The sequence below is a fragment of the Bradyrhizobium sp. CCBAU 25338 genome, assembly GCF_028128965.1.
Taxonomy (GTDB): domain Bacteria; phylum Pseudomonadota; class Alphaproteobacteria; order Rhizobiales; family Xanthobacteraceae; genus Bradyrhizobium; species Bradyrhizobium liaoningense.
Map to the genome: position 1 here is coordinate 332,984 of NZ_LFKY01000036.1, position 23,895 is coordinate 356,878.

Annotated in this window: 22 protein-coding genes; 1 reads left to right on the top strand and 21 read right to left on the bottom strand. The window is 62.6% G+C overall.

Annotated elements, in window-relative coordinates; genetic code table 11:
* Nucleotides 1-2: 2 nt before the first annotated feature.
* The 5 genes from ACM42_RS18200 to ACM42_RS18220 all read right to left on the bottom strand — a co-directional run bounded on the left by ACM42_RS18200 (nucleotide 3) and on the right by ACM42_RS18220 (nucleotide 5,582).
* A complete protein-coding gene (locus ACM42_RS18200; protein WP_271529235.1) occupies nucleotides 3-1,766 on the bottom strand; it encodes a branched-chain amino acid ABC transporter ATP-binding protein/permease in 1,764 nt (587 codons plus the stop codon).
* The gene (locus tag ACM42_RS18205) at nucleotides 1,763-2,788 is read right to left on the bottom strand and encodes a branched-chain amino acid ABC transporter permease (protein ID WP_271529236.1); all 1,026 of its coding nucleotides are present in this window, start codon (nucleotides 2,786-2,788) and stop codon (nucleotides 1,763-1,765) included. The genes ACM42_RS18200 and ACM42_RS18205 overlap by 4 nt, the downstream gene beginning before the upstream one ends.
* A gap of 11 nt (nucleotides 2,789-2,799) precedes the next feature.
* Nucleotides 2,800-3,972, bottom strand: coding sequence for an ABC transporter substrate-binding protein (locus ACM42_RS18210; protein ID WP_271529237.1), 1,173 nt, complete (start codon nucleotides 3,970-3,972; stop codon nucleotides 2,800-2,802).
* A 75-nt stretch (nucleotides 3,973-4,047) separates the two neighbouring features.
* Nucleotides 4,048-5,049: a DMT family transporter gene (locus ACM42_RS18215; protein ID WP_271529238.1), complete on the bottom strand. Its 1,002-nt coding sequence runs from the start codon at nucleotides 5,047-5,049 to the stop codon at nucleotides 4,048-4,050.
* Nucleotides 5,046-5,582 (bottom strand): flavin reductase family protein, encoded by a 537-nt coding sequence (locus tag ACM42_RS18220; protein ID WP_271529239.1) that lies wholly within the window; start codon nucleotides 5,580-5,582, stop codon nucleotides 5,046-5,048. Before ACM42_RS18220 ends, ACM42_RS18215 begins: the two co-directional genes overlap by 4 nt.
* Before the next feature lie 138 nt (nucleotides 5,583-5,720).
* Between ACM42_RS18220 and ACM42_RS18225 the strand changes: the two genes are divergently transcribed.
* Nucleotides 5,721-6,914: an acyl-CoA dehydrogenase family protein gene (locus ACM42_RS18225; protein WP_271529240.1), complete on the top strand. Its 1,194-nt coding sequence runs from the start codon at nucleotides 5,721-5,723 to the stop codon at nucleotides 6,912-6,914.
* 45 nt (nucleotides 6,915-6,959) lie between these two features.
* Here ACM42_RS18225 and ACM42_RS18230 read toward each other — a convergent pair whose 3' ends face one another.
* The 16 genes from ACM42_RS18230 to ACM42_RS18305 form a co-directional block, all read right to left on the bottom strand.
* Nucleotides 6,960-7,970: an alpha/beta hydrolase gene (locus ACM42_RS18230; RefSeq protein ID WP_271529241.1), complete on the bottom strand. Its 1,011-nt coding sequence runs from the start codon at nucleotides 7,968-7,970 to the stop codon at nucleotides 6,960-6,962.
* Nucleotides 7,889-8,485 carry a DJ-1/PfpI family protein gene (locus tag ACM42_RS18235; protein WP_271529242.1) on the bottom strand — a complete coding sequence of 199 codons (597 nt, stop codon included), beginning with the start codon at nucleotides 8,483-8,485 and terminating at the stop codon, nucleotides 7,889-7,891. The genes ACM42_RS18230 and ACM42_RS18235 overlap by 82 nt, the downstream gene beginning before the upstream one ends.
* Nucleotides 8,482-9,444 carry an aldo/keto reductase gene (locus ACM42_RS18240; RefSeq protein WP_271529243.1) on the bottom strand — a complete coding sequence of 321 codons (963 nt, stop codon included), beginning with the start codon at nucleotides 9,442-9,444 and terminating at the stop codon, nucleotides 8,482-8,484. The genes ACM42_RS18235 and ACM42_RS18240 overlap by 4 nt, the downstream gene beginning before the upstream one ends.
* 13 nt (nucleotides 9,445-9,457) lie before the next feature.
* Nucleotides 9,458-9,871 carry a RidA family protein gene (locus ACM42_RS18245; RefSeq protein WP_271529244.1) on the bottom strand — a complete coding sequence of 138 codons (414 nt, stop codon included), beginning with the start codon at nucleotides 9,869-9,871 and terminating at the stop codon, nucleotides 9,458-9,460.
* Nucleotides 9,872-9,962: 91 nt separating this feature from the next.
* Nucleotides 9,963-10,643, bottom strand: a complete 681-nt coding sequence (locus ACM42_RS18250) for a Crp/Fnr family transcriptional regulator (RefSeq protein WP_271529245.1) — start codon at nucleotides 10,641-10,643, stop codon at nucleotides 9,963-9,965.
* A gap of 434 nt (nucleotides 10,644-11,077) precedes the next feature.
* Nucleotides 11,078-11,836: an ethanolamine ammonia-lyase subunit EutC gene (gene eutC / locus ACM42_RS18255; protein WP_271529246.1), complete on the bottom strand. Its 759-nt coding sequence runs from the start codon at nucleotides 11,834-11,836 to the stop codon at nucleotides 11,078-11,080.
* A 1-nt stretch (nucleotide 11,837) separates the two neighbouring features.
* Entirely contained in the window at nucleotides 11,838-13,229 is a 1,392-nt protein-coding gene (locus ACM42_RS18260) for an ethanolamine ammonia-lyase subunit EutB (protein ID WP_271529247.1), read from the bottom strand.
* Nucleotides 13,230-13,234: 5 nt separating this feature from the next.
* Entirely contained in the window at nucleotides 13,235-14,023 is a 789-nt protein-coding gene (hisN, locus tag ACM42_RS18265) for a histidinol-phosphatase (RefSeq protein ID WP_271529248.1), read from the bottom strand.
* Nucleotides 14,023-14,958 carry a choline/ethanolamine kinase family protein gene (locus ACM42_RS18270; protein ID WP_271529280.1) on the bottom strand — a complete coding sequence of 312 codons (936 nt, stop codon included), beginning with the start codon at nucleotides 14,956-14,958 and terminating at the stop codon, nucleotides 14,023-14,025. Before ACM42_RS18270 ends, hisN begins: the two co-directional genes overlap by 1 nt.
* 17 nt (nucleotides 14,959-14,975) lie before the next feature.
* Nucleotides 14,976-15,941 (bottom strand): phosphotransferase, encoded by a 966-nt coding sequence (locus ACM42_RS18275; protein WP_271529249.1) that lies wholly within the window; start codon nucleotides 15,939-15,941, stop codon nucleotides 14,976-14,978.
* Entirely contained in the window at nucleotides 15,938-17,218 is a 1,281-nt protein-coding gene (locus ACM42_RS18280) for a Zn-dependent hydrolase (protein WP_271529250.1), read from the bottom strand. The genes ACM42_RS18275 and ACM42_RS18280 overlap by 4 nt, the downstream gene beginning before the upstream one ends.
* Nucleotides 17,211-18,017 carry a DeoR/GlpR family DNA-binding transcription regulator gene (locus ACM42_RS18285; protein WP_271529251.1) on the bottom strand — a complete coding sequence of 269 codons (807 nt, stop codon included), beginning with the start codon at nucleotides 18,015-18,017 and terminating at the stop codon, nucleotides 17,211-17,213. The genes ACM42_RS18280 and ACM42_RS18285 overlap by 8 nt, the downstream gene beginning before the upstream one ends.
* A 22-nt stretch (nucleotides 18,018-18,039) precedes the next feature.
* Complete coding sequence (locus ACM42_RS18290; protein WP_271529252.1) at nucleotides 18,040-19,884, bottom strand: ABC transporter ATP-binding protein; 1,845 nt, start codon at nucleotides 19,882-19,884, stop codon at nucleotides 18,040-18,042.
* Complete coding sequence (locus ACM42_RS18295) at nucleotides 19,881-20,801, bottom strand: ABC transporter permease (RefSeq protein WP_271529253.1); 921 nt, start codon at nucleotides 20,799-20,801, stop codon at nucleotides 19,881-19,883. Before ACM42_RS18295 ends, ACM42_RS18290 begins: the two co-directional genes overlap by 4 nt.
* Nucleotides 20,801-21,781 (bottom strand): ABC transporter permease, encoded by a 981-nt coding sequence (locus ACM42_RS18300; protein ID WP_271529254.1) that lies wholly within the window; start codon nucleotides 21,779-21,781, stop codon nucleotides 20,801-20,803. Before ACM42_RS18300 ends, ACM42_RS18295 begins: the two co-directional genes overlap by 1 nt.
* A 70-nt stretch (nucleotides 21,782-21,851) precedes the next feature.
* Nucleotides 21,852-23,435, bottom strand: a complete 1,584-nt coding sequence (locus ACM42_RS18305; RefSeq protein WP_271529255.1) for an ABC transporter substrate-binding protein — start codon at nucleotides 23,433-23,435, stop codon at nucleotides 21,852-21,854.
* Nucleotides 23,436-23,895 lie beyond the last annotated feature (460 nt).

A 23,895-nucleotide genomic window follows, 5' to 3' on the forward strand; every position in this document is an offset into this window, starting at 1 on the left:
GACTATGCCGCCGCGCCGAGATAGGCATCGATCACCTTCCGATCGTTCCTGATCGATGCCGGTGTGCCCTCCGCCAGCAATTCGCCATGGTCGAGGACGATGAGATGATCGACGGCCCGCATGACCAGATCCATGTCGTGCTCGACGAGAACGACGGAAATGCCGTCTGCTTTCAGCCTGTGAAGCAGCGAAATAAGCTCGCGCTTCTCGGCCGCGCGCAATCCGGCCGCGGGTTCATCCAACAGCAGCAGCGTTGGCGCGGCAGCCAGCGCTCTGGCGATTTCCACCAACCGCTGTTTGCCGAGCGGCAACGTGCCTGCCAGGATGTTGGCGCTGTCTGTCAGACCGACAAGGGACAGTGCCCCAAACGCACGCCCAAGGACGCGCCTTTCCTCATCGCGGTCACTGCCGCTCATGCCTGCGAGCATGTTAGCGTCGCCTCGCGCATAGGCACCGACGGCAACATTCTCGATTACCGACATGTCCCCGACAAGTTTGACATGCTGAAACGTGCGCGCGATATGGGCGGCCGTAACAGCCCATGGCTCCGGCGGCAGGGGTTGCCCGGCGAGACACACCGAGCCGGTGGTCGGAAGCAAGAGGCCCGACATCACGTTGAAGGCCGTGCTCTTGCCCGCACCGTTCGGACCGATCAGGCCCACGATCTGGCCAGCGGACACTTTCAACGACAGATGCCGCAATGCCTGGATTCCGCCGAAGCTCTTGCTCACATCGATGAGCTCGAGCAGCGGCACTTCTCCGATTCCGCCGGCTGCCATCCGAACCGGGGCGCGTTCAGGCCCTGTGGCGGGCGCGTTGAGGACGACCTTGCTGAGGCGCACCTCGATCGCCGACCAGATTCCGTCCGGCCATTTGAGCAGCAGGATGATCAGCAGCATGCCAAAGATGACCGGCTCGATCGGCCCGACGCGGTCGATCAGGCCGGAGAACAGCGTCTGGAGCACCAGGTTGATTGCCGCCACCAGCACGGCGCCAACGACCGCGCCGGCCGGATAGGTCGCGCCGCCGAGAATCGCGACGATCAGAAGCGTAAACGACTGTCCGATCCCGAATGGCGAGGGACTGATGAAACGGGTCTGGAACGTGTAGAGCGCCCCTGCAATTCCCGCCAGCGCCGCCGACACGACAAAGACCTGCATTTTGAGCCGGGCCGGATTGATGCCGAAGGCGACGGCCATCTGGTCATGATCCCGGATGGCACGAATTGCCCGCCCCTGCCGCGAGCGCATCAGCCGAGCCGTCGCTGCCACAGCCACGATGACGATCGACCAGACCAGCACCGCGAAGGCCTTGTCGCCGCCAATCGGAAGGCCGAACGCGGTGAGGCTCGGAATGCGGTCGAATCCCGACGCTCCGCCGGTGGTCGGCGCTGCGGCCACGAACAGCACGTGAAATGCCATGCCCCAGGCCAGTGTCGCCAGCGGCAGATACATTTCGCGAAGCCTCAGCGTCACGAGACCGATCGGCACCGCGGCCAGCGCCGCGGATGCGATGCCCGCGACAATGCTGAGCCATGGCGACCAGTTGTAGTCACGTGCGAGAATGGCCGACACATAGGCCCCGATGCCGATGAAGGCCGCATGGCCAAGCGACACCTGACCGGCCCGCATCAGCAGGACGATTCCCACCGCCGCGATCGCATCGATGCCGGCAAAGATGAGCAGGCCCAGATGATAGGGACGCGCAATCAGGATCGCGACGACGATCACCGCGATCGTACCGATGAAGAAGCTGCGACGGTTCATCGGTCTCCCCCCATTCGAGAGGCCGGACCATTGCGCCACAGCAGCACGGGAATGACCATGAAGAACACGATGGCATCCCGGAATGCGCTCGCGCCGTAGGACGCGAATGCATCCAGCGAGCCGACGAGGCCGACGCCGGCGATCGACAGCGGATAGGTCGACAGGCCGCCGAACGTGGCGCCGACAAATCCCTTCAATCCGATCAAGAAGCCCATATCGACATTCGCTGTTACCAGGGGCGCGACCAGCATGCCCCCGGCGCCGCTGAAACAGGCAGCCAGACCGAAGCTCACGAGACCTGCATGCGTTGGTGAAATGCCGCAGAGCTGCGCACCACGACGATTGATGGCCGTGGCCCTTAGGGCTTTTCCGATTTGCGTAAACTCGAAGAACGCGAAAAGTCCTGCCATCACCGCCACCGCGACAACGAAAATGAAGGCGGTCTGGTCCGATACATAGATGCTTCCGATCTGAAAGCCACCCTGGGCAATCGGCGGCACCGTCCTGGGATCGGCGCCCCATAGCACCAGGCCCATGCCTTGAAGCACCATCTGCACGCCGACCGACAGCATGACGAGAACGACTGCGCTGCTGTTGATCGCCGGCTGGACCGTCAGACGGTACACCACCACGCCCAATGTGCTGACGAGAACGAGGGTGCATGCCGTGGCGGCCAACATCGCATGGCCGAACCGCAGCGTCGCCCAGACCATGGCCGAGAGCACCACGCCACACGAAACATAGCGCATCAGAGTCTTCAGCATCTGTCCGGGATTTCTCCGAGCCGGATAGAGGTCCAGCAGCGCGCACAGCACGCCGCCGGACATCACAAGAGCAAGTGTCGGGGGAATCGCGCCGTCCAGCATGCTTGCCAGCGTCATCGCACCGAACATCAGGTATTCGCCCTGGGCGATATTGGCGACTCTGGTGACCGTATGCACGATCACCAGGCTCAGGGCGACGAGACCGTACACGGCACCGTTGCTTATTCCGTCCGTAAGAAGGAACAGAAAGGTATCCATCGTCTCGCCTTCTACGGATTGAGGAGCGTGAACTTTCCGTTCCGGATTTCCGACATCGGCAGTGCCGTCTTGCGGTCCAGTCCGACATGGTCCTGGGCCGTGAAGTTGAAGATGCCCGAGGCGGCGACGAAGTTCGTTGTCGTCTCGATGGAGTCGCGCAGCGCCTCACGCGCCGCATCGAGATTGCTGAGATCGCCGCCCTTTTCGACCAAGCGGCCGAAGGCATGCACGGTCAGCTTGATCGTGTCCCATCCCATCGCGGAATAGTTGTCCGCCTTGGCTTCACCATACTTCTTGTCGTAGGTCGTCACGAACTCCTCGAGCGCGGGCTTCATCGGATGGCTGGCAGGAAGCTGGTCGAGCACCATGACCGGCGAAACGATCACGGCGGTATTCTCCACCGACTTGCCGCCCAGAGCCAGGAACGACAGACTTGCCGCGCCCTGCGACTGGATAACCGGGCCGGTATAGCCGACACGGCGCAGGGCGTCCTGCATCAGATAGCAAGCCGGCGTGTAAGTATGGATATAGACGACGTCGGGATTGGACTGCCGCACGCGCAACGCTTGAGACGTGAAGTTGGTATCGGTTCGCGCCACCCGCTCGGTCGCCGTCAGAGTCAGCTTGCTGGCAGGGATCATGCCGTTCAGAGCATTCAGTCCGCTCTCGCCATAGGAGTCGTCGGCGAAGACTGCCGCCAGACGCGTCGCCTTGCGTCGGCCGACCTCGTCGACCATGCGCTCGATCATCAGGCGGTCGGTGGCCGACGCCTTGAAGACATATTTGCGTTCGGTGACGGGCTCCACGGCGGAAGCAGCCGCTGCCAGGGTGATCGACGGCGTCTTCGACGACGTGAGAATGTCCAGGATCGCCAGCGAACTCGGCGTGGTGGTGCAGCAGACGACGAGATGGACCTTGTCTTCCTGAATGAGGCGCCGGACGGCGTTGGCCGACTTGGTCGGATCCGAAGCATCGTCATACGAGATGATCTTCACGGTGAAGGGAAGCTTGGCATCTGCAAGCTGATCCGCCAGCAGCGCCACGCTGGACCGCTCCGGCAAGCCGATCGATGCGGCACCACCCGAGGCCGCGAGGACGACGCCGATCCGTAGTTCCGGCTTCGCATCCGCTTGCGCAGAGGCGTTCCAAGGCGCCAAGGCCGCAAGGCATGCAACGACGGCCAACAGCTTTCCTGCAATCTCACCAAATCTCACGATTGACCTCATTCAGTTGGATGAATTGTAGATCAACCTTAGGCGTCAGCCCTCCCCGGTCCTGTATCTACCGATACCCAAAGGGTCGTCAGGCGGCAATTCTCTCTCGCCCGGCTGCCTCATCTCGTTCTTGCCCGGGCCGCCCCCGGACCACAGGACCAGGATATTGCCCACGGCGATCAGCGCCACCGCGCCCGCGGCAACCTTCGTCCAGCTGAACTGCTCGAAATGGGAGGATATAGCCAGCGCACCGATCGGAGCCCAGACCGTGCAGTAGGCCGCGCGCGCAGGACCGACCATGCGCAGCAACTCCAGGTAGGCCGAGAACGCGAACAGTGTCCCGAAGATCGCAAGGAATAGAAGCGACCCCACATAAGCAACCGACATATCGAGTGCAAAGGTCGTGCCGCTCGCGCATGCCAGGCCGATCGACGACAGCAGACCGTACAGCATCGACCATGCCGCCGCGGAGACCACTGGCACGCCGCGACGCTGCACCCAGGCCGATCCCACATTGCCGAGGCTGAAGGTCAGCGTCATGGCAAGGCCGCAGAAAACGCCTGCCCAATAGCCCGGAATCTCGTCGATCGGCATGATGTCGCCCAAGAACAGCAAGGCCAGACCGCCGACGCCGAAGGCCGCTCCCATCAGCGATCTGATGCCGGGCCACCGGCGAAAGATCACGGCGACCAGCGCCATGTTGGTGACGGTCGACAGCGAAAAGATGACGGAGACGAGGCCTGACGGCAGCAGCTTGACTGCGTGATAGGCAAAGGCGAAATTCAAGGAGAACATCAGGATGCCGACCGGGGCGAAGGCCAGGTGCACCTTCCAGCCAAACTTCAGCTTCTGTCGACCAAGAGCGGCCCAGCCGAACATTAGCGGCGCGGCAGTTCCAAAGCGCCAGACCAGCGATACGAAGGCATCGACCACGCCGCCTTGCAGCTTCGAGGCATACCAGCTGCAGCTCCAGCACAGAATCACGACGCTATAAAGGGCGGCAATCCGCCAAGGCCCTCGCAGGCTGCGACGCTGCGCGGCCGTCACCGTGCGGCGTCCGCGAGCACCGGCGACGACTCATCGTGGCGCTCCGCGAGGCGGGCGTAGGCGCCCTCGTGATAGACCAGCGGAGGCGCCGAACGCTCCGGCCCCATCAGCACGGTGACGCGCGCGACGACGATCATGTGGTCGCCGGCCGGATGGACTGCTTCGAGCTTGCAGCAGAACGACGCATTGGCGCGCTTCAGCCACACGAGCTCACCGTCTCTTTCGACCGCGGGGGCCGCCACCGCCGCGCGGTTGCCTGCAAAATACTGGGCCTCCGCCAATTGGCTTTCGCCGAGCAGGTTGACGGTGAACATGCCGCAGTCCCTCAGACGGGCCGCGCTCCGGCTCTCATGCCGCGTACAGAACAACAGCAGCAGCGGATCGAGACTGACCGACGTGAAGGAGTTGATGGTGAGCCCGATCAACTCCTCGCCCTGGCTTCCCAGCACGACTGAAACACCGGTCGGGAAGCGGCCCATGAGTCTGCGGAAGTCGCGGCTGCGGGACAGATCGTCGGAATATGTCTTCATCATCCGCGCAGTCTAGCGCTCTGTCTCCTATCGCCCGGTATCGCCGACTACAATGGGTGACCGTTTTCGACGCCGCGTTCGTATCGTCAGATACACTTCGCCACAAGGCACGGAGCTACATTGCAGAAAATGGAGCGCTTCATGACCACGACAACGGTAGCCGTACAATCCGCCACGACCCACGAAGAGGCTCTGCTGGCGGGATTGCCGGAACTGGTCGCGTGGCTCCGCAGCCAGGCCGCAGAGATCGAGAATCAGAAACGGCTGCCGGCTCATGTGATCGAGCGACTTCATGCGGTCGGCCTTTTCAAACTCACATTGCCGGAAACCCATGGTGGCCTCGGACTGACGCCCGACAAGGCCTGGAAGATCATCTTCGACGTCGCACGCGGCAACGCATCGGCTGCCTGGCTGATCTCGCTCTGCGCCGCGAATGTCGTCATGTTGACGCGCCTGTCCGACCGTGCCCGCAGCGAGCTTTTCGACGGCAATCGCGTCGTCGTATCAGCCCTGACCGGCGCCGTCCCGCGCAACCTCGTCGCCTTGCCGGTCGAGGGCGGCATCACTTTGAGCGGTGCCTGGGGTTATGCATCCGGCATCGACGCCGCAAACTGGGTCGGCGTGCTGGTGCCGCTCGGCAATCCCGCCCGCACCTTCTTTGCTCTCGTTCCCAAGAGCAGCTTCGCCATCGATCACGACAGCTGGAACGTGCTGGGCATGCGCGGAACCGGAAGCAAGGACGTGGTGCTGCCGGAAACTTTCATTCCGGACCATCGCCTGACGGACTGGGCCCTGCTGCAGCAGGGCGGTAAACACCCGGACTGCACCAACACCGAGCGTCTCGACGCTTATCCGATCAATGCCCTGTTTGCGGCATCGATCCTGGCGCCGTCGCTCGGCGTCGCCCACGCGATCGTCGATGAGTTCGAAGCCTTCATGATCCGGCGCCTGCACAATGCCAACCCCGGTGATCGCGATCCGCATGCGATGTCGTATCTCGCGCAGGCGCGCGCCGCCGTGACCCTGGCCTGCCGCGCCCTGATCACCGAGGCCGAGGCACCGCTCGCCGCCATGGGCAACGAGGGACCGACGCTGCGGATGAAGGCTGAAATGCGCGTACGCATCGTGATGATCGCCAGGAGCGCGATGGAGGCCTGCCAGCAGCTGTTCTCCGCCGCGGGAGGACAGATCCTCCCCACCGGCGCGCCGTTCGAGCGTCTGCTTCGCGACTTCCACGCGATGTATTCGCATGTCCTGCTACAGCCAGAACCGATCAGCGAGAATTGCGGTCGACTGCAGCTGGGTCTGGACCCCCTGCCCAATACACGAGTTTGACGAAGCGTCCGGGGCCGGTTCGCGAAGATCGGGCAGAACCGGCCTTCAGGTCGCCGCGGGCAATCCCATCAGCTTGAACAACGCTCGGCAAAGCACGCTCTGCGAATCGGCAAAGCCGTCAATCGCCGTGTTATGGAGACAACCTTCCAGCGCAAGCAGGCGAGCGGGGATCGACACGGACGCACACGCGGCCCCAAAGTCGGCAGCCTGTCTGTGGAATTCGGCGGTCTCGAGCGCGCCGTAAACCAGCACCATCGGTGCGCCGCCCTGACGCACATGCGCAATCGGGCTGTGACGCCGGACCTCCGCCCAGCTGAGCTGCAGTTTCGGTTGCAGCCATGTGTAGGGAAACGGCGTCAGGTCGAACAATCCGCTAACCGCAAACGTGCCCTTCACCGCATCTGGCGGAAGGTCGTAGTCCAGTTCCCATTGTGTGAGCCCGAGCACGGCTGAGAGATGGCCGCCGGCGGAATGGCCGGCCGCATAGAGCCGAGCCTGATCGCCCCCGAACGAATGCGCGTGCTTGTGAATCCAAGCCACCGCCGCACGGCACTGCCGCACGATCTCGTCCAAGGTCACCTGCGGGCAGGCCGCATAATCCAGCACCAGCGTGGTGATGCCCCGCGGCTGCAGGCCGCGTGCAATCCAGGCATAGAAATCCTTCGTGATCGAAGGCGTCGACCAATAGCCGCCGTGGATGAACATCACCATCGGCGCGTTCGATTGTGCCGCCGGATAGATATCCATGCGCTCGATCCGGGTCGGACCATAGGCGACATCGCGCAAATGCGGCAGAAGGCGGCGGGCTTCGTCGCTGTCCGCCTGCCGCTGCCGCATGAAGGCGGCCGGGTCGGCGAGCTGCGACGCGGTGAGATACTGCGCGTCGAGCTGTTCCTGCGTCGCAAAGTTTCTGTAGAGCATCACGTCGTCCGTCGCATCTGTCGCCAATAATCGTGCGAAAACGATGGCTTCGCCTAGACCAGCGCGGTGTAGGGCGGCGCCGGGAAATACTCGATACCCTTCTGCACCGAACGCGCGAAAGCGGGATCGGCCCATTCACCGATCAGCCAGAGCGCCATGTCGATCCCGGCAGATACGCCGGCGGATGTCACCATGTTGCCGTCGCGCACGAAGCGCACGTCGTCCAGCACTTTCATCGAGGAATCCAGCTTGCGCAATTCGCCGGTCAAGCCCCAATAGGTCGTCACGCGCTTTCCGGCGGCAAGACCGGTCGCGGCCAGCAGCCAGGTCCCGGTACAGACGCTCGTGACCCAGGCGCAGCGCCCGGCCTGTTCGCGGACATAGGCAAGAATGGCCTCGTTCGAGGTCTGCTTCATGATGCCGGAGCCGCCGGGAATCAACAGCACGTCGAGGTCCGGCGCGGTCTCGAAGCTGTAGTCGGGAAGCACGCGCAAGCCCTTGTTGCAGCGAAGCGGTTCCGTCGTCTGCGCCACGGTGAAGACGGTGACGAAATCCTCGCGCTTCACGCCGGCCCAGGCGAACACTTCGTACGGCCCGATCGCATCGAGCTCCTCAACACCTTCGAACAGAAGGATGCCGATTTTCATCATGATGACTGCTCCTGGATTCCGCTTGCATTGAGTTTTGCCATTGCGGCAGCGTCGAGCCGGATCCCGACGCTGCCAATCAGTTCGTGCAATTGCCGAACGCTGGTTGCGCTGACGATGGCCGCCGTTACTGCCGGCCGCGCCAGCACCCAGGCCAGCGCGATCTGGGCCGCGGTCGCCCGGTAGTCTCCCGCGACCGAATCCAGCGCCTGCAACACGCGTTCGCCCCGAGGCGTGCAATAGTTCTTCAGCGCCTTGGCGCGTGCGCTCTTTTCGACATCGGCAAGCGAACGGTATTTGCCGCTCAGGAAGCCGCTCGCCAGCGACGAATAGGTGATCACGCCGATATCCTGCGCGATGCAGAGGTCCTCGAGGGCGCCTTCGAACGAAGACCGGTCGTGCAGATTGTAGAGGGGTTGAAGCGTCTCGTAGCGAGGCGCGCGTCGACGCTGGCTGCAGTCCAGCGACTGCTTGAGGCGCTCGGCGGAATAGTTCGACGCACCGATATAGCGAACCTTGCCCTGCCGGATCAGCTGTTCGTGCGCCTCGAGGGTCTCGTCGATCGGCGTCAGGGTGTCGTCGATATGCGACTGATAGAGATCGATCCGGTCGGTTCGCAATCGGCGCAGCGAGCCTTCGATCCCTTCGACGATCCGCGCACGCGACAGCCCCCCTCGTCCGGCTGATTCGGCCATGCCGACCTTGCTGGAGATCTGCACGGCCGCCCGGTTGCCCCGGCTGGCCATCCATTTGCCGATGATCGTTTCCGACTCGCCCCCGAGATTGCCCGGCACCCAGCTCGAATACATGTCGGCGGTGTCGATCATGTCGAAGCCTGCCTCGATGAACGCATCGAGCAGCAGGAAAGATTGGGCTTCGTCGACGGTCCAGCCGAAGACGTTGCCTCCGAAGATCAGCGGAGCGGTCTTCAGGTCAGACCGCCCCAGAACGCGATGGCGCAAAGGCTTCTCCGATTCAGTTGCGAAGGGCGGCGACGCTGCGGATCTCGATCTTGAAGGCCGGGCGCGCCAGCGCCGCGATGCCGACCATGCTCCAGGCCGGATACGGCTTCATGGTGAAGACCTTCTTCACCGAGAGGAAACCCTGCATGTTGGCGGCCATGTCGACATGGTAGCTGACAACTTCCACGAGGTCGGAAAAATCGAGGCCGGAGAGACGCAGGATTTCCTGCGTTCGCTGGAAAGCGCATTCGGTCTGCTCCTCGATGGTCTCGGGTATCGAACCATCAGGCCGCAGGCCGACCTGCCCGGAGATGAACAGCAGACCACCGGCGCGAACGGCAGGCGAGAAGCCGAAATTCTCGAACAGCTGGCGGGTGCCATCAAAGATCTCTGAATTCGGTGGTATTTCGAGCGCAAGCTTGGTCATCGAGTGCATCCCTCAATCTAAGAGATGCAAGCTATACGTCGCGTCGATCCCGACCTTTGTATCTGCAGACACACGTCGACGGCTTCGTGCCTCAGCGCGGGATCAGATCGGGATCCTTGATATAGACCGTCCCATCGACCATAATCAGAGCACCCAGTTTGCGCATCCTGGTGAGCCAGCGCGTGACCGTGACCCGCGACGTTCCCGTCATCGTCGAAATCTGCTCATGCGTGAGGGTGATGGGCACCAGTCGCGTCGGTTGATCGGCCTGTCCGTAGGTTTCAGCCAGTCTCAACAGGAGATCGCCAATCCTGACTTCCGGCGACGGTGCAGATAGATGTTGGGCGCGACGCGACATGATACGCTGCTTGGCGGCGAGCACGCGGATAAGGGACAGGGCGAGTTCTGGAGCTTCCTGAAACGCTTCGTGGAGTCTGGACGCATCAAAGCGCTTGACGACGGTGTTGCAGGTCGCGACTGCCGATGAAAATCGGGGCATGCCATCGAAGGCGGCACCTTCGCCACACAGGGCTCCCGCACCCATGATCTCGACCATAAAATAGCTGCCGTCTTCGCGCACCATCGACACTTCGATCTTGCCGCTGGTGATCAGGTAGAAATGTGTGGACACTTCACCTTGGTGGTAAAGCGTCTGCCCGGCGATCAGCCGCAATTCGCGACCGGCGTCAAAATGCCGCCAAGGACCCATCGAGTCTTCCGACAGCCGCCAAGTTTCCGCAGAAGGCTTCTTCTCGGCTGTCAATGTCTGCATACCATCCTCGCGGGCCCCCTCGCCAAACCAGACGCTGGTTACATCCCACAAATGCAGCAATCTTCATGCCAACTGGACGGAGGTCAAACTTGTCCGCGGGTTGGGGGCCGACCTCGCCTTCGGCGGCCACCGTCGCGACCTGCAAGCTCCGATTTGGACGTACTTAGAGGCGTCCAATTGAATCGATAGGGATTCCCAAGATGAGCGAAGCGTGATTCATCCTTGTCCCCGGAAGGAGGCCGGTGAGGATGGCTCATGAAGAGGCTCTTCGCACTCGGGGGATCAAGGCCGTTGTTGAGGACGGTCTTTCGCGGAACGAGGCGGCGCAGATCTTGCCGGTCTCACTTGCGAGGGAATGATTGCGCCCTTTGTGCTCGACGGACCGATCAACGCCGAGTGCGTCTTTGCCTATGTCAGGAAAGACCGTCTGAACGTCAGTCGTGCGACAGTCTCGCCACGGCATCCTTCAATCCAACTCCGCTGATACTCGTTCTCAGCATATCCGTGACCAGCGATGCCACTCCATCGGCAGCACCATCGATAGCAAGCCCGCCGCTGCGGATATTGGATATGCAGTTTCGCCTTGAATCGGGCGTGCCCGGCCGCGGCGAGTAGGTCACATAGACTCCGACACTGTCGGCCGCCGAAAGGCCCGGCCGTTCGCCGATGATCGTAATGGAGATCCTCGCGCCTGCGATCTCCGAGACGGGATCGCCGAGTGCGACGCGCGCCTGCGAGGCCAGAACCAGAGGAGCGATTGAAAGTTGCAGCGCTGACAGGCGCTCGACGATCGCCCGCGTCAACGGCCCCGCGTTGGTACCGATCGCGCTCGCAGACAATCCATCAGCAACGATAATCAGGATGTCATAGTCCGAACGGATGCCGGCAAGGCGCTCCGCCGCCTGCAACGAGAGTTTTCGGCCAAGGTCCGGACGACGGACATAGGTGGCCCGGTCTTGCGCCTGGCTTTCGACCTCGATGATTTCCAGCCCCAAACCTGCCAGGCCGGCTCGCACCGCGAGCCAATCGACCTCCGACCAGACGGCCTGCCTTGCCCGCGCATGATCGAGCAGGAAGGCCTGCGCTGCGGAGGTCGGCAGACCCGCGCCAAACCGGCCGAGACGCACCCGAGCCTGGGTCATTTTCCGGAGATCGAACGGCACGGCCGGTTTTCGATCAAGCTCGTGCGTCATGTCATCCTCCGAGCAGCCGGGCACCCGTCATATCGTCCAAGAGCCGCTGCGGCGCCTCCAGAAGCCGGCCCTCGCCGTCGGTCAGCCCGATGTCGAAGAGCCATCGCTCGAACTCCGGCGCCGGGGGCCGTTTCAGGATCTCGCGGCAATAGACGGCATCATGATGTGACAGCGACTGGTAGTTCAGCATCACGTCATCGGCACCTGGGACGGTAATCACGAAATTGACGTTGGCGGCGCAGAGAAGCGTCAGCAGCGCGTCCATGTCCTCCTGATCGGCATCCGCGTGGTTGGTGTAGCAAACGTCGACGCCCATGGGTAAGCCCAGCAGCTTGCCGCAGAAATGATCTTCGAGACCTGCGCGGATGATCTGCTTGCCGTTGAAGAGATACTCCGGCCCGATAAATCCGACCACCGTGTTGACGAGCAGCGGATTGAACTCGCGCGCGACGGCGTAGGCGCGAGCTTCCATCGTCTGCTGATCGACGGCGAAGTTCGCATCGGCCGACAGCGCTGCTCCCTGCCCCGTCTCGAAGTACATCAGGTTGGCATGGATCGCCCCGCGGCCAAGCCCACGCACGGCCTCATGGGCCTCCTTGAGCAGAGACAGGCTGACTCCGAATCCTTCATTCGCCTTCTGCGACCCGGCGATCGACTGGAACACCAGGTCCACTGGCGCCTTGGCTGCGATCGCTCTCATGGCGGTCGTCACGTGACCGAGGCAGCATGTCTGCATTGGAATGGACAGGCGGGCGCGGAGCTCATCCAGCAGCGAAACGATGCGGATGTAGTCATCCACCGTATCGGTCGCCGGGTTGACCCCAATCACGGCATCCCCTGATCCCATCAACAGGCCATCGATCGCCGAGGCGGCGATGCCGTAGGAATCATCGGTCGGATGGTTGGGCTGGTTGCGTGTCGAAAGCCGCCCCTTCAAGCCGATGGTCGACCGGAAGCGCGTGACCACCTCCCGTTTGGACGCCACCGAAATCAGGTCCTGAAGGCGCATGATCTTGGAGACGGCAGCGACCATCTCGGGCGTCAATCCGGGCGCCACCGCTTCGAGCTGCCGCTGGGACGTCTCGGGCTTGAGCAACCACTCGCGGAATTCGCCGACCGTCAGCGACGAGACGATCGAGAAGGCGTCTGGATCGTGCCGCTCCATGATCAGGCGCGAAACCTCGTCTGTCTCAGCGGGGATCAGTTCCTCCGCGACGAAAGTCTTGAGCGGCAGGTCCGCGAGCACCGTCTGCGCCGCCAGCCGCTCGACAGGACCGTCCGCAGCGATGCCTGCAAGCTGATCGCCCGAGCGCTCCGGTGTCGCCTTGGCCAGGAGGTCCCTGAGGTCGACGAAGCGATAGACGGTGCCGTCGATAGTCGTCTTGTATGGCATGCCCGTTATTCTCGGATCAGTGCCAGTGCTTCGGCATGAAGCCTCGGCGTGGCGGCCGCAAGCACACGTCCCTCCGATCGGAGTGTCAGCGGGCGCCCCGTCCAATCGGTGATACAGCCCCCTGCCCCCTGCACGACCGGAATCAGCGCCATGTAGTCATGCGGCTGAAGGCCCGTTTCGAGGACGACGTCGCAGTGTCCCGACGCGAGCAAGCCGTAGATGTAGCAGTCGCCGCCGAAACGGCGCACTCGCGCGGCCCTCGAAACTCTCTCGAACGCCTCAGCCTCGCATCCCGTGAACATGTCCGGCGAAGTCGTGTAGAAGCGCGCGTGCGCGATGCTTTCGCACGCGCTCGTCCGCGCCAATCCGCCGTTGAAGAGGGCCCGGCCCGGCCTTCCTTCCCACCGCTCCGCAATGAACGGAATGTCGATCAGGCCGCAGAACGGTTGCTCCTCATAGGTCAGCGCGATAAGCGTGCCAAACAACGGAAAGCCCGTGATGAAGCTCTTGGTTCCGTCGATCGGATCGATGATCCAGGTGAATGCGCCGCCCGGCCGGCGCCCGATCTCTTCACCGATGATGCCGTGCTCGGGGAAGCGTTCCGCTATCCGCTCGCGGAGGCGCAGCTCAACCGTACGATCTGCAATCGTCACCGGACTGCTATCGGGCTTCGAGATCACGTCCAGCGGAGTGCGGAAATAGGACAGCACGACGGGTCGGACCAGATCCGCAAGCTCCGCCGCAAAGGACACATAGGTGTGGGCGTCGTCGGCCGCGACGAGGGGGACTCCCATCACAGATCCTTCAGGAACAGCGGCCATCGCGGATCGTGGATGATGGATCGAGCCCGCATGTGTTTCCATATTCCGTACTTGTAGAAATCGAAATCAAGTGTCGAAACGCGGTTCTGCACCATGGCCCATGTGCTCCACTTGATGTCCGCGAGCGCCTTGTGGACGATGAAGCGCGCGTGCCACTGCTTTCTGTAGGAGCCGAAATATTCTTCGATGATCTCCTGTTCGATGTCCTCGGAGAAGAAATGCTCGCCGCTCCAGATTGCAAGGTCATAGAGCCTGTCGTTGTTGGAGGCATATTCGAAGTCGATGAGCTTGATCGACCTGTCTTCCCCGACCAGGAAATTCCCCGGCATCGGATCATTGAAGCATGGCACGAGATCCAGCCCGGCCGCTTCGAGTGCCGCGCGGGCCTGCCTGTACTGATTGTGGAGCCACACGTGATCCTCGGGCGAATGACCGCCGAGCTGTCTCACCTGCTCATGGTGTTCGTCGATCATGTCGAAGACGGTCTTGGTGAGAGGAAGGGGCAGGCCTTCGTGGAAACGGCGATACATCCCGACGACGCTCGCACGAAATGACGGATCGACGCAGTCACGATGAGTGGAGGCGCGCCGGTCATCCAGAAACTCGGATATTTCGATGTCCAGGTGATCCAGATAGTCAAAAGTCCGGGGGCCGACCGCGATGATCTCCGCCTGCTTGCTGGCCGCACGCGCCGCACGACGGTCTATGAACATCTCGGTCCCACGCCCGGGAATCTTGACGAAATAGCCTACCCCATGGCCTTCGACAGCGACCCGGAAATTGGTGTTGCTGATGCCTCCTGAGACCGGCCTGTAGGTCAGGCGAGATCCTTTCCAGGCATCCACCTGGACGATAGCCGCCTCCAGCGCGCGCTCGGCTTCGGTCCGCCCCGAACCAAGTTGCATCATCATTCCGCCCACCTTCGCTAGAGAGACCGCAACCGCTCTTCGAAGCCGGGGTGACCAAGCAGCATCCGGCATCGAAGAAATCGCCACGACGCGTATTTCAGGAACTCCAATCCCTGAATCGGCGACCGCACATCCTGCAACAGGCTTCGGAGGGCCCAGTAGAGATCGTCGGCGGCTGCATAGAGCCGGCATCGGCTGAACGCCTTTTCGCTGAACTGGCCGTCATGCATTTCCAGAAGCGGCCTCATCTGGCTCTCGAACTGATAGAGTTCGTTCATCTGAACTGCGAGTTGATAATAGGGATCGATGTCGCCGGCCATATCGAAGTCAACCAGCATCGTGGCGCCGTCCGGACCGAGCATCACGTTGGAGGAGTGCGGGTCGCCATGCGCCGGCCTCAAGTCGACACCGGCCGCCGACACCGCATCGCGTATCGAGGTCATCCAGGCCAGCATCCAGCCGAGGTCGCCGGGAAGGACGGCGCTCGTGTTCGAAATCAAGGACCAAAGATGGTCGATGCCATCGAACACGGACCAGGGGCGTCCGAACTTCTCCCCGGCGGCAATCGTCTTCTGCATGGCGACGAGCCGCGTGACCGCGTCCTGCTGCATCAGATCATCGATCTTCGCCGTCCTCCAGCCGCTCCCGAGCCGCGTGAACAACACCGCCCTCTCGGCCGGTGCGCGACCAACCGGCAGGGGCGAGAGCCCCAGTTCGTGAATCCGCTTCGCGGCGGCAAAAGCGACGTCGTCGTCCACCAACTCGGCGATCTCGTCGTTCGCGAGCCGAAGGAAGAACTCCGGCTCATGACCGCTCGGTCCGACGTCGAAACTGGTCGACTCGACCGCATGATAGGACGGCGAAGCCACAGGAAACGCAGACACTGCGTAAACCGCCCTGGTCGCGTCGACGACCGGCAGATTCCCGATCGCGCGTTCGACCCGCGCTTCCATGGCCGTTTCCGGATGACCCAGCGCTTTCATGCGGCAGCCTCGATCGCTGCGAGGCCTTCGCTCGCCAGCGCATAGAGCATGTCGGCAAGCACCTGGGTACCGAATGCCTGGTCTTCCGCGCTCGTGAATTCGGTCGGATGGTGGATCACACCGTCGCGCGAACGAACCGCAAGAACGACCGAGGGACAGACGGCGGACAGGGCCACCGCATCGTGACCGCCGATCGTATCGAGGTGACGTGCCGTCTCGCCGAAGCTTGCCGCCGCTCGCTCGGCAAGCGCTACCAGTCCTTGCGAGAATCGGCCTGCGTTGCGGCGATCGATCGACCTCACTTCGAATGAAACGCCGGCGTTCGCCGCTGCGGCTTCCATCCGCAGCTTCATCTTGCGTTCGGCCTCGGCCAGAATCTCCGGCGACCCCGAACGCAACTCGATGAACAGAACAGCCTCGGAGGGGACCGTGTTGGGCGAGTTCGGAAACACCTCGAGACGTCCGACGGAGGTGTGGAGATCGAGGCCGTGTTCGCCGGCGATCTGCCTCAAATCCGCAATGAGGTAGGCAGCCCCCAGCACGGCGTCCTTGCGCTGCGCCATCGGCGTCGGACCGGTGTGAGCCTGCCGTCCGAGGAAGGCGACACGATATTTGGTCGCCCCCCAATACCTGGTGAAGATTCCGAATCGTTCCCCCGCCTCGAAAAGTTCCTTGTCGCCCTCGATGTGAAGCTCGAGCAGCACGCTCGGCCGTGCCACGTTGTCCGTGCCGGCATACCCGATCGCCGCGAGGCAGTCGCGCACGCTGACGCCGCTCCCGTCCTTGCGATCGAGAGCCCATTCGCGCTCGATCGCCCCTGCAAACAAGCTGCTGCCCAGAAGGCTCGGCTGGAAGCGCGCCCCCTCCTCGTTGGTCCAATTCACGACCTGGAAATTGCAGACGGGCAGCTTTTTTTCCGCCTTCAGCTTTTCCGCCACGGCCAGCACCGCCTCGCACGCAGACGCCACGCCGAGCGCGCCGTCGAAGCGGCCGCCGTTCGGCTGGCTGTCGAGGTGAGAACCGACCATGACGACCGGCGCGTTGGCTCCGGCCACCGAGAGGGTGCCGAACTGATTGCCGATCACGTCCACCGATTGCGCGAAGCCGTTCCTGGCGAACCAGCGGCCGAGCCAGTCGCGGGCAGCCCCGTCCTCCTTCGAAAGAGCAAGCCGCGTCATGGATCCATCGGGCCCGCCGCCGAAGGCCGAAAGCTCATCCATCATGGCCTGAAGGCGCGATGGATCGATGGGAGCGCGGGCGGAGGAGACGTCAGGCATAGATGATGTCCACATGGGATTTGTTGAACTGTTCGGTGAAGTCCCTGGTCAGGGCGCCACCGGTGATGACGGCATGCACGTCCTGCAGGCCGAAGGTGTGAATCGAGCCGAGACGACCGAACTTGGAACTGTCCGCGACGATGACCGAACGCTTCGCCTGCGCACGCGCGACGCGGCGGATGATGGCTTCGTCTTCGCCGTAGTCCATGAAGCCGCGCTCGGCATGAACGGCGCTGATCGCGATGATCGCGAGATCGAAGAAATGCTCCTTCATCGCCGCAACCGTTTCGGGACCGAAAGTTGCCTGATAATCCGGCCGCAGCCGCCCCCCGAGCACGCGGACGCTCGGCGTCGATGCGTAGTAGAAATGGGCCGCGACCGCGAGCGAGTTGCTCACGATCGTGAGATCCTTGCGATTGTCGAGGTGCTTCAGGCACGCAAGCGCGGTCGTGCCCTCGTCGACGAAGATCTTCATGCCGTCCTTGACCAGGGCCGCCGCCGCCTCGCCAATCCGCCCCTTTTCTCTCGCGCCGACCCGCAGACGGTCGGCAAAGGGCTGGTCGCTTTCCTGGCGGTCGAGCACGGCGCCACCGTACACGCGGCGAGCGAACCCTTCGGTCTCAAGCTCCCTGAGGTCGCGTCGGATCGATTCTTGGCTGACCTTGAGCTGATCCACCAGATCCTTCACGTGGACCCGCTGATGCTGGCGCAGCAAATCCCGGATCAACTCAAGTCGCTGTTCCGTAAAACTCATGGACATTCCCTGCATGTCACGGCACTTGCGGCCGCCTTCTGGCACGAGTCCGCTTTCACCACTTGCCTCATACCGCGGTTGGACTGGCTTGGCCGAGGACACCGGTCGCAGTCGGCGGCAGGACGAGGTGGCAGGCAGCGAAATCCTGCCGCGAGCGGACCGTGAGGGTCGGCTGGAGCCTGCCGCATTTGTTCAGGGCCTGCGGGCAACGCGATCTGAAACTGCAGCCGTCGGGGATATCGAGGGGGCTCGGCGGTTCTCCCTCCAGCAGGCACTCCTCAGGATTGTAGCGACGCTGCTCGAGCGTCGGCATCGCGCTCAACAGCGCCTTCGTATAGGGATGTCCGGGATCGAAGAACAGGCGCTCGTTATCGGCGAGTTCGAAGACCTCGCCGAGATACATCACCGCGACCCGATTGCACGCTTTCCGGACCATCGCAAGATCGTGCGAGATGAAGATATAGGTGAGGTCGTACTCCTTCTGGAGCTTGTCGAACAGGTCGAGGAGCTTGAATTGCTCGGCCTGATCCAGCGCCGAAAGTGTTTCGTCCATGATCAGGATTTCCGGCTCGAGCACGAGGGCACGGGCGATGTTGATGCGCTGGCGCTGTCCTGCGCTCAGGCCGAGCGGAAGCTCCTCGTAGAGCTCGGCAGGCAGGCCCACCTCTGCCATGACCTTGAGGACCCGCTCGCGGATCGCAACCTTGTCGCGCCTGCCATGCGTGCGCAGGGGATCCTCGAGCATCTTGCCGATCGACGTCCGCGGCGGAAGCGAGCCGAAGGGATCCTGCAGCACCATCTGGAGCTTGCTCCGAAACTCGAGCAGCGCCCTCCCCTTGAGCGTTGCGATGTCCTTGTCCGCACAGATGATCTGCCCCGAGCTCGGAAGCTCGAGCCTGCATAGCAGCCGCATCAGGGTCGACTTTCCACAGCCGGATTCGCCGACGATGGCGAAGCTGTCACCGCGACGTATGTCGAAGGTGACGTTACGGACGGCGCGGACCAGATCGACTCCGCCGAATCCGGTCTTCTTCCTGACCTTGTAGACTTGCGAGGCGTCGCGCAGACTGAGCACAACCTCGCGACGATCGTTCCGATCGGACGCTGCGGCGGCCCCATCGCCCCAGATCTTCGGCGTCTGCCGTACGAGCTCGCGGGTGTAGGGATAGACGGGCCGCGCCACCAGATCCTCGCTCGACTGCTCCTCGACGATGCGGCCTTCGTCCATCACCAGGATGCGCGTGCAGGCTTCGCGCGCGACCGGCAGCGAGGATGAAACAAAAAGGACGGCCGTGTCGAAAGTCGCCGTCAACTCCCTCATCAGGCGGATGACCTGCGCCGCGACCGTGACGTCCAGCGGTTGCGTGACGTTGTCCGCCACGAGGAGCGCGGGGTTTGTCACCAGCGCGTCCACGATCAGGGCACGCTGCATCATGCCGCCGGAGAATTGCGAGGGATAATCGTGAAAACGGCTGCGCGCCGAGGGAATCCGCACGGCCTCCAGCAGCTCGATGACACGGCTTTCGGCAACCCGCCGCGACACCCCTGGCACGACGGCGCGCATCTTCTCGACGATCTGCGCGCCGACGGGCAGAGTGGGATCGAGCGCTCCCATTGGGTTGGCGCCGACATAGGAGATCCGCTGCCGCAGGAGACGCATGTCCACGCCGCGTAACGCGTAGATGTCGCGCCCCTCGAACAGCACCTCGCCGGACCGCTTGGTCAGCGGAGGCTCCAGCCAGTTGACGACGGCCTTCGAGAGCACGGTCTTGCCCGAGCCGCTGGCGCCCACCACGCCCACGATCTCCCGCGGCGCCAAGTTCAACGAGACACCGTCGAGGATGGTTCTTGCAGACGCTGCGCGACCGGCCGCGATGGTGAGGTTCCTGAGCGCGAGAAGTGGCTGCGTCATGCTTCCGCTCCCCCATGGATCGTATTCCGCGCGCGTTCGAGCGAGGCGCCGATCAGGTTGATGCTGGTCAGGGTAAGTCCGAGAAACAGGCCTGGCATGGTGGCGATCCACCATGCGTTCAGCAGGTACTTGCGCCCATCCGCGATGATGTTGCCGAATGTCGGTGTAGGCGGCTGCACGCCGAGCCCGAGAAATCCGAGCGTCGACTCGAAGATCATCATCCGCGCCACGTCAAGGACGGAGGTGAACAGCACCGGCGGAAGCAGCAGGGGAAGCAGCAGGGTCAGGATGATCCGAAGGTCGGTCGAACCGCCGATTTTCGCGGCACGAACATATTCGCGCTGCCGCTCGGTCATCACGATGCTGCGCATGATGCGCGCATAGACGGGCCAGTTGGAAATCCCGAGAACCAGAACGATCGCAGGGATGGTGGGGCGCGAGACACCCAGCACGGAAATGGCGAGGATGATCATGGGGATCGAGAGTTGCGCATCGGTCAGGCGCATGATGACCGCGTCGGTGCGCCCGCCGAAATAGCCAGCGATCGTACCCAGCGCACATCCGATCGCCAGCATGACGATGACGGACGCTACGCCGATCAGAAGCGAGTAGCGCAAGCCGACGAGCGATCGCACCAACATGTCACGGCCGATCTGATCGGTACCGAGCGGATGAACCCAGCTCCAATTGCTTCCGAGAAGAACCGGCGGCAACAGGCGGGCCTTCACGTCCATCTTCGTCGGATCAATACCGCTCAGCTCGGGATAGAGCGCGGTGGCGAAGGCCAGGACGACGAAGATGCCGAGACCCACGCGGAATCCCGGAGTCGAGGCCGCCTTGTCGAAGATGCGCCGGACGATCGAGCGTTGGGCCGGCTTGTGCACGAGCGGCACGGCCGCGGCGGTTGCGACGGACATCAGTATTCGAGCCTCGGATCCATGGTGGTGGCGATGAGATCGACGACGATGTTGATCAGCACGAATATGGCGCTGGTGACGATGGCAATCCCCTGGATCAACGGAAAGTCACGCTGGAGCACCGCATTGATGGTCAATAGCCCGAGACCCGGATAGTCGAAGATGTACTCGACGATGATGACCCCACCGAGCAGGCTCGAAAACTGGATTCCCAGCAGATTGAGTAGCGGCACCGACGCATTGCGCAGTGCGTGGTTGGCGATGATGCGGGTGCGGCTGAGCCCGCGCACCTGCCCCACCGCCACATAGGGCTCGGTCATCTGGCCCGACACCGAGCTGACGAGGGTACGTATCAGAACCGGCGACAGTTCGACCGCGAGCACGATCGCCGGAAGGATGGTGTAGGCAAATCCCTTGTAGCCAATGGCAGGCAACCAACCGAGCTTGACGGAGAACAGCAGCGCCAGAACGATACCGAGCCAGAAGTTCGGTAGCGAGATGAAAATGGAGGAGATGTAGAACGCGAGCTTATCCGGCCATCGGCCGATCGCGAGACCGCCGGCGATTCCCACCACGGCAGAAAAGACCAGTGCAAACACCAGTGTCACTGCTGCGAGCTGCAGGGTCATGGGAAGGGCCTCCACGATGAGGCTCAGGACCTTTGCGCGTTCACCCCTCGTCGAGTCGTTGAAGGTTGCGCCTCCCGTAGCCGCACCGTTGGCGGGCCGCACGAATGATTGACCGAGATCGCCTCGTACGACTCCCGCCATGTACCGGCCGAACTGGACGACGATCGGGTCGCGCAATCCCATGTCGGTCGCGATCTTCTCGATCAGAGCCTCCGGGGCCATTCCGCCCGCCATCAAGCGCACAGGATCCCCCGGCACGACCCTCAGCAGCGTGAAGATCAGCAGCGAGACGAGGAAGATGATCAAGATGCCCTGAGCCATTCGGCGCATCAGGAAGTTCAGGACGAACATTTTCAGGGCTCCGTAAGCAGCGCACGCAACCGCGCACCGCAGGAATGCGGTACGCGGCTGCGATCCATGATCAGGCGATGGGCTTGGATGCGTCCATCGATCCATCCGGATAAATATAGAGGCCCGCGAAGTCCTTCTGCATCGCGTGAATCATCACGGACGTGAATAGCGAGAGCGCCGGCATTTTCGATGCGAGCAAAGGCATCGTCTCGGTCTGCAGGATCTTCTTGCGCTCCTCCAGCGTGGGGGCACTGCGCTCCTTGTCGAGGCTGGCATCGATGGCCGGATCCTCGATGCCGCAGATACGGTGCGACGACGAGTGGAAATGCGTGCGCAGAATCAGGTCCGGCTCTGGCGAACCGGTCGACCATCCGCAGTCGACCATATGGCCCGGACCGCCGCCCGGGCGATGATACAGCCGCTCGTTCCAGGCCGCCGGCTCCAGCACCGTCAGGCTGACATTGAAGCCCTGCTCGTTCAACATCGCGGTGATGATCTCGCCGTATTCCTTGGTCTTGGGATAGAAGCCCACCGAGGTGATGTACTCCAGCGGGGGCAGCCCCTTGCCGTTCGGAAAGCCGGCTTCCGCGAGCAAGGCCTGGCACTTCTTCGGATCGAACTTCGGATAGTTCTGAAGATCGACATAGCCGAACTTCACTGGAGAGACGAAGTTCGACGAAGCATGGCCGGCCGAACCCAGCACCTCCAGGATGAGGTCGCGGTTGATAGCGTGGCACGCCGCGAGACGGATGCGCGGATCATTGAAGGGCGGCTTGGAGCAGCGGAACCAAAGGTATTTGTTCTCGACGGACACCACCCGGTTGATGTGGATGTTGGAATTACCCTTGAGGGTGTCGACCTGCTCGGGCTCCAGCCGCTCGACGATCGAGGCCTGGCCGTTCATCAGCGAGAGCATACGTGTCGTGCTGTCGCCGGTGAAGACGAAATTGATTCCAGCGATGGCAGGCTTGCCCTTGAAGTAGCCATCGAACGCCTTCATCACGGTATCGTTGCCGCGCTGCTCGACGAACTTGAAGGGGCCGGTGCCGTTCAGTCTTTGCGACAGCACGCCGCCAGGACCGCCCGCGATGTCCTTTGCCGACATGATCGGCAGGAAGGCCGCAAGGAACATGAAGAGATGCGCGGGATAGCCACCCTTCGACGTATCGACGATCACGGTGTAGTCGTCGGGGGTCTCGATCTTGAGTGTTTCGCTGGGGCCGGGATACCATTGCGCCGGACGATCGGCCTTCGATCCGTATTCGAATGTGGCCTTCACATCCTCTGCCTTGAACGGCTTGCCGTCGTGGAACACCACTCCCTCGCGCAGCTTGATCTGCAGGCGGTTGGGATCGAGCAGCTTGATGTCGGTGGCGAGTTCGTAGACGACCTCGCCCGGATTATCGAGCTTCATCGGTGTCCGGGTCAGGAAGCCCATCACGAAGCCTTCGATGTTCTTCTGTGATAGCGTCGTGTGGGCGGTCGGGTCCCAGTTGCCGGTGATGTTCTCGGCCGACAGGAAAGTCAGCGTCTTGCCGGCTTGAGCGCGCGCAGCCGAGATGAAGAAGTCTGGATTGATCTGCGTGTAACCCGCAGCAACTGCGGCTGCTGCCGCACCTTTTAGAAGCTGGCGGCGGTCAAATTTCGAATGCATCGATACTCCCCTTCTTTCAGAACAGCCGGCAAATCGGTCAAAACGGTCATGCACGGGCCGTGCCAGCAGGAGATTTGCGACTTTTTGCACCAAAATTTGTGGTTTTTGACCGGTTCTCTGGCAGAGTGCCTCTCGCGGGAGCGAGGCCTGCGCAATAATGTGCCGTCTGGCGAAACAAGCGCGCCTATGGCGCATGCAATGCGTGATCAATGGGCTGCCTTCTCATGCCGCAGGAAGGCGGGCCTGCCGCAAACTGATAGATGTCCGACCGCGTGCCGTCGGCTCCTCGCAGCATTTGTCGGCCGTCTATTTCGAGCAGCTCACGGGCACCGATCTCACGCACGTTCCCTACCGCAACATCGCCGGCCATACGCCGACTTTATCGCAGAGCAGGTTCCGCTCGGCCTCCAGCTCCTGCCGAACATCCTCGGCCTGATTCAGAACGGCGATGCACAGAGCC

What these genes read in the sequence shown, in the direction of transcription:
- ACM42_RS18200 (WP_271529235.1), bottom strand. Translation starts at nt 1,766, where the DNA reads ATGAACCGTCGCAGCTTCTTCATCGGTACGATCGCGGTGATCGTCGTC.
- ACM42_RS18205 (WP_271529236.1), bottom strand. Translation starts at nt 2,788, where the DNA reads ATGGATACCTTTCTGTTCCTTCTTACGGACGGAATAAGCAACGGTGCC.
- ACM42_RS18220 (WP_271529239.1), bottom strand. Translation starts at nt 5,582, where the DNA reads ATGATGAAGACATATTCCGACGATCTGTCCCGCAGCCGCGACTTCCGC.
- ACM42_RS18225 (WP_271529240.1), top strand. Translation starts at nt 5,721, where the DNA reads ATGACCACGACAACGGTAGCCGTACAATCCGCCACGACCCACGAAGAG.
- ACM42_RS18230 (WP_271529241.1), bottom strand. Translation starts at nt 7,970, where the DNA reads ATGGGCCGATCCCGCTTTCGCGCGTTCGGTGCAGAAGGGTATCGAGTA.
- ACM42_RS18235 (WP_271529242.1), bottom strand. Translation starts at nt 8,485, where the DNA reads ATGATGAAAATCGGCATCCTTCTGTTCGAAGGTGTTGAGGAGCTCGAT.
- ACM42_RS18245 (WP_271529244.1), bottom strand. Translation starts at nt 9,871, where the DNA reads ATGACCAAGCTTGCGCTCGAAATACCACCGAATTCAGAGATCTTTGAT.
- ACM42_RS18250 (WP_271529245.1), bottom strand. Translation starts at nt 10,643, where the DNA reads ATGCAGACATTGACAGCCGAGAAGAAGCCTTCTGCGGAAACTTGGCGG.
- eutC (WP_271529246.1), bottom strand. Translation starts at nt 11,836, where the DNA reads ATGACGCACGAGCTTGATCGAAAACCGGCCGTGCCGTTCGATCTCCGG.
- ACM42_RS18260 (WP_271529247.1), bottom strand. Translation starts at nt 13,229, where the DNA reads ATGCCATACAAGACGACTATCGACGGCACCGTCTATCGCTTCGTCGAC.
- hisN (WP_271529248.1), bottom strand. Translation starts at nt 14,023, where the DNA reads ATGGGAGTCCCCCTCGTCGCGGCCGACGACGCCCACACCTATGTGTCC.
- ACM42_RS18270 (WP_271529280.1), bottom strand. Translation starts at nt 14,958, where the DNA reads ATGATGCAACTTGGTTCGGGGCGGACCGAAGCCGAGCGCGCGCTGGAG.
- ACM42_RS18275 (WP_271529249.1), bottom strand. Translation starts at nt 15,941, where the DNA reads ATGAAAGCGCTGGGTCATCCGGAAACGGCCATGGAAGCGCGGGTCGAA.
- ACM42_RS18280 (WP_271529250.1), bottom strand. Translation starts at nt 17,218, where the DNA reads ATGCCTGACGTCTCCTCCGCCCGCGCTCCCATCGATCCATCGCGCCTT.
- ACM42_RS18290 (WP_271529252.1), bottom strand. Translation starts at nt 19,884, where the DNA reads ATGACGCAGCCACTTCTCGCGCTCAGGAACCTCACCATCGCGGCCGGT.
- ACM42_RS18295 (WP_271529253.1), bottom strand. Translation starts at nt 20,801, where the DNA reads ATGTCCGTCGCAACCGCCGCGGCCGTGCCGCTCGTGCACAAGCCGGCC.
- ACM42_RS18300 (WP_271529254.1), bottom strand. Translation starts at nt 21,781, where the DNA reads ATGTTCGTCCTGAACTTCCTGATGCGCCGAATGGCTCAGGGCATCTTG.
- ACM42_RS18305 (WP_271529255.1), bottom strand. Translation starts at nt 23,435, where the DNA reads ATGCATTCGAAATTTGACCGCCGCCAGCTTCTAAAAGGTGCGGCAGCA.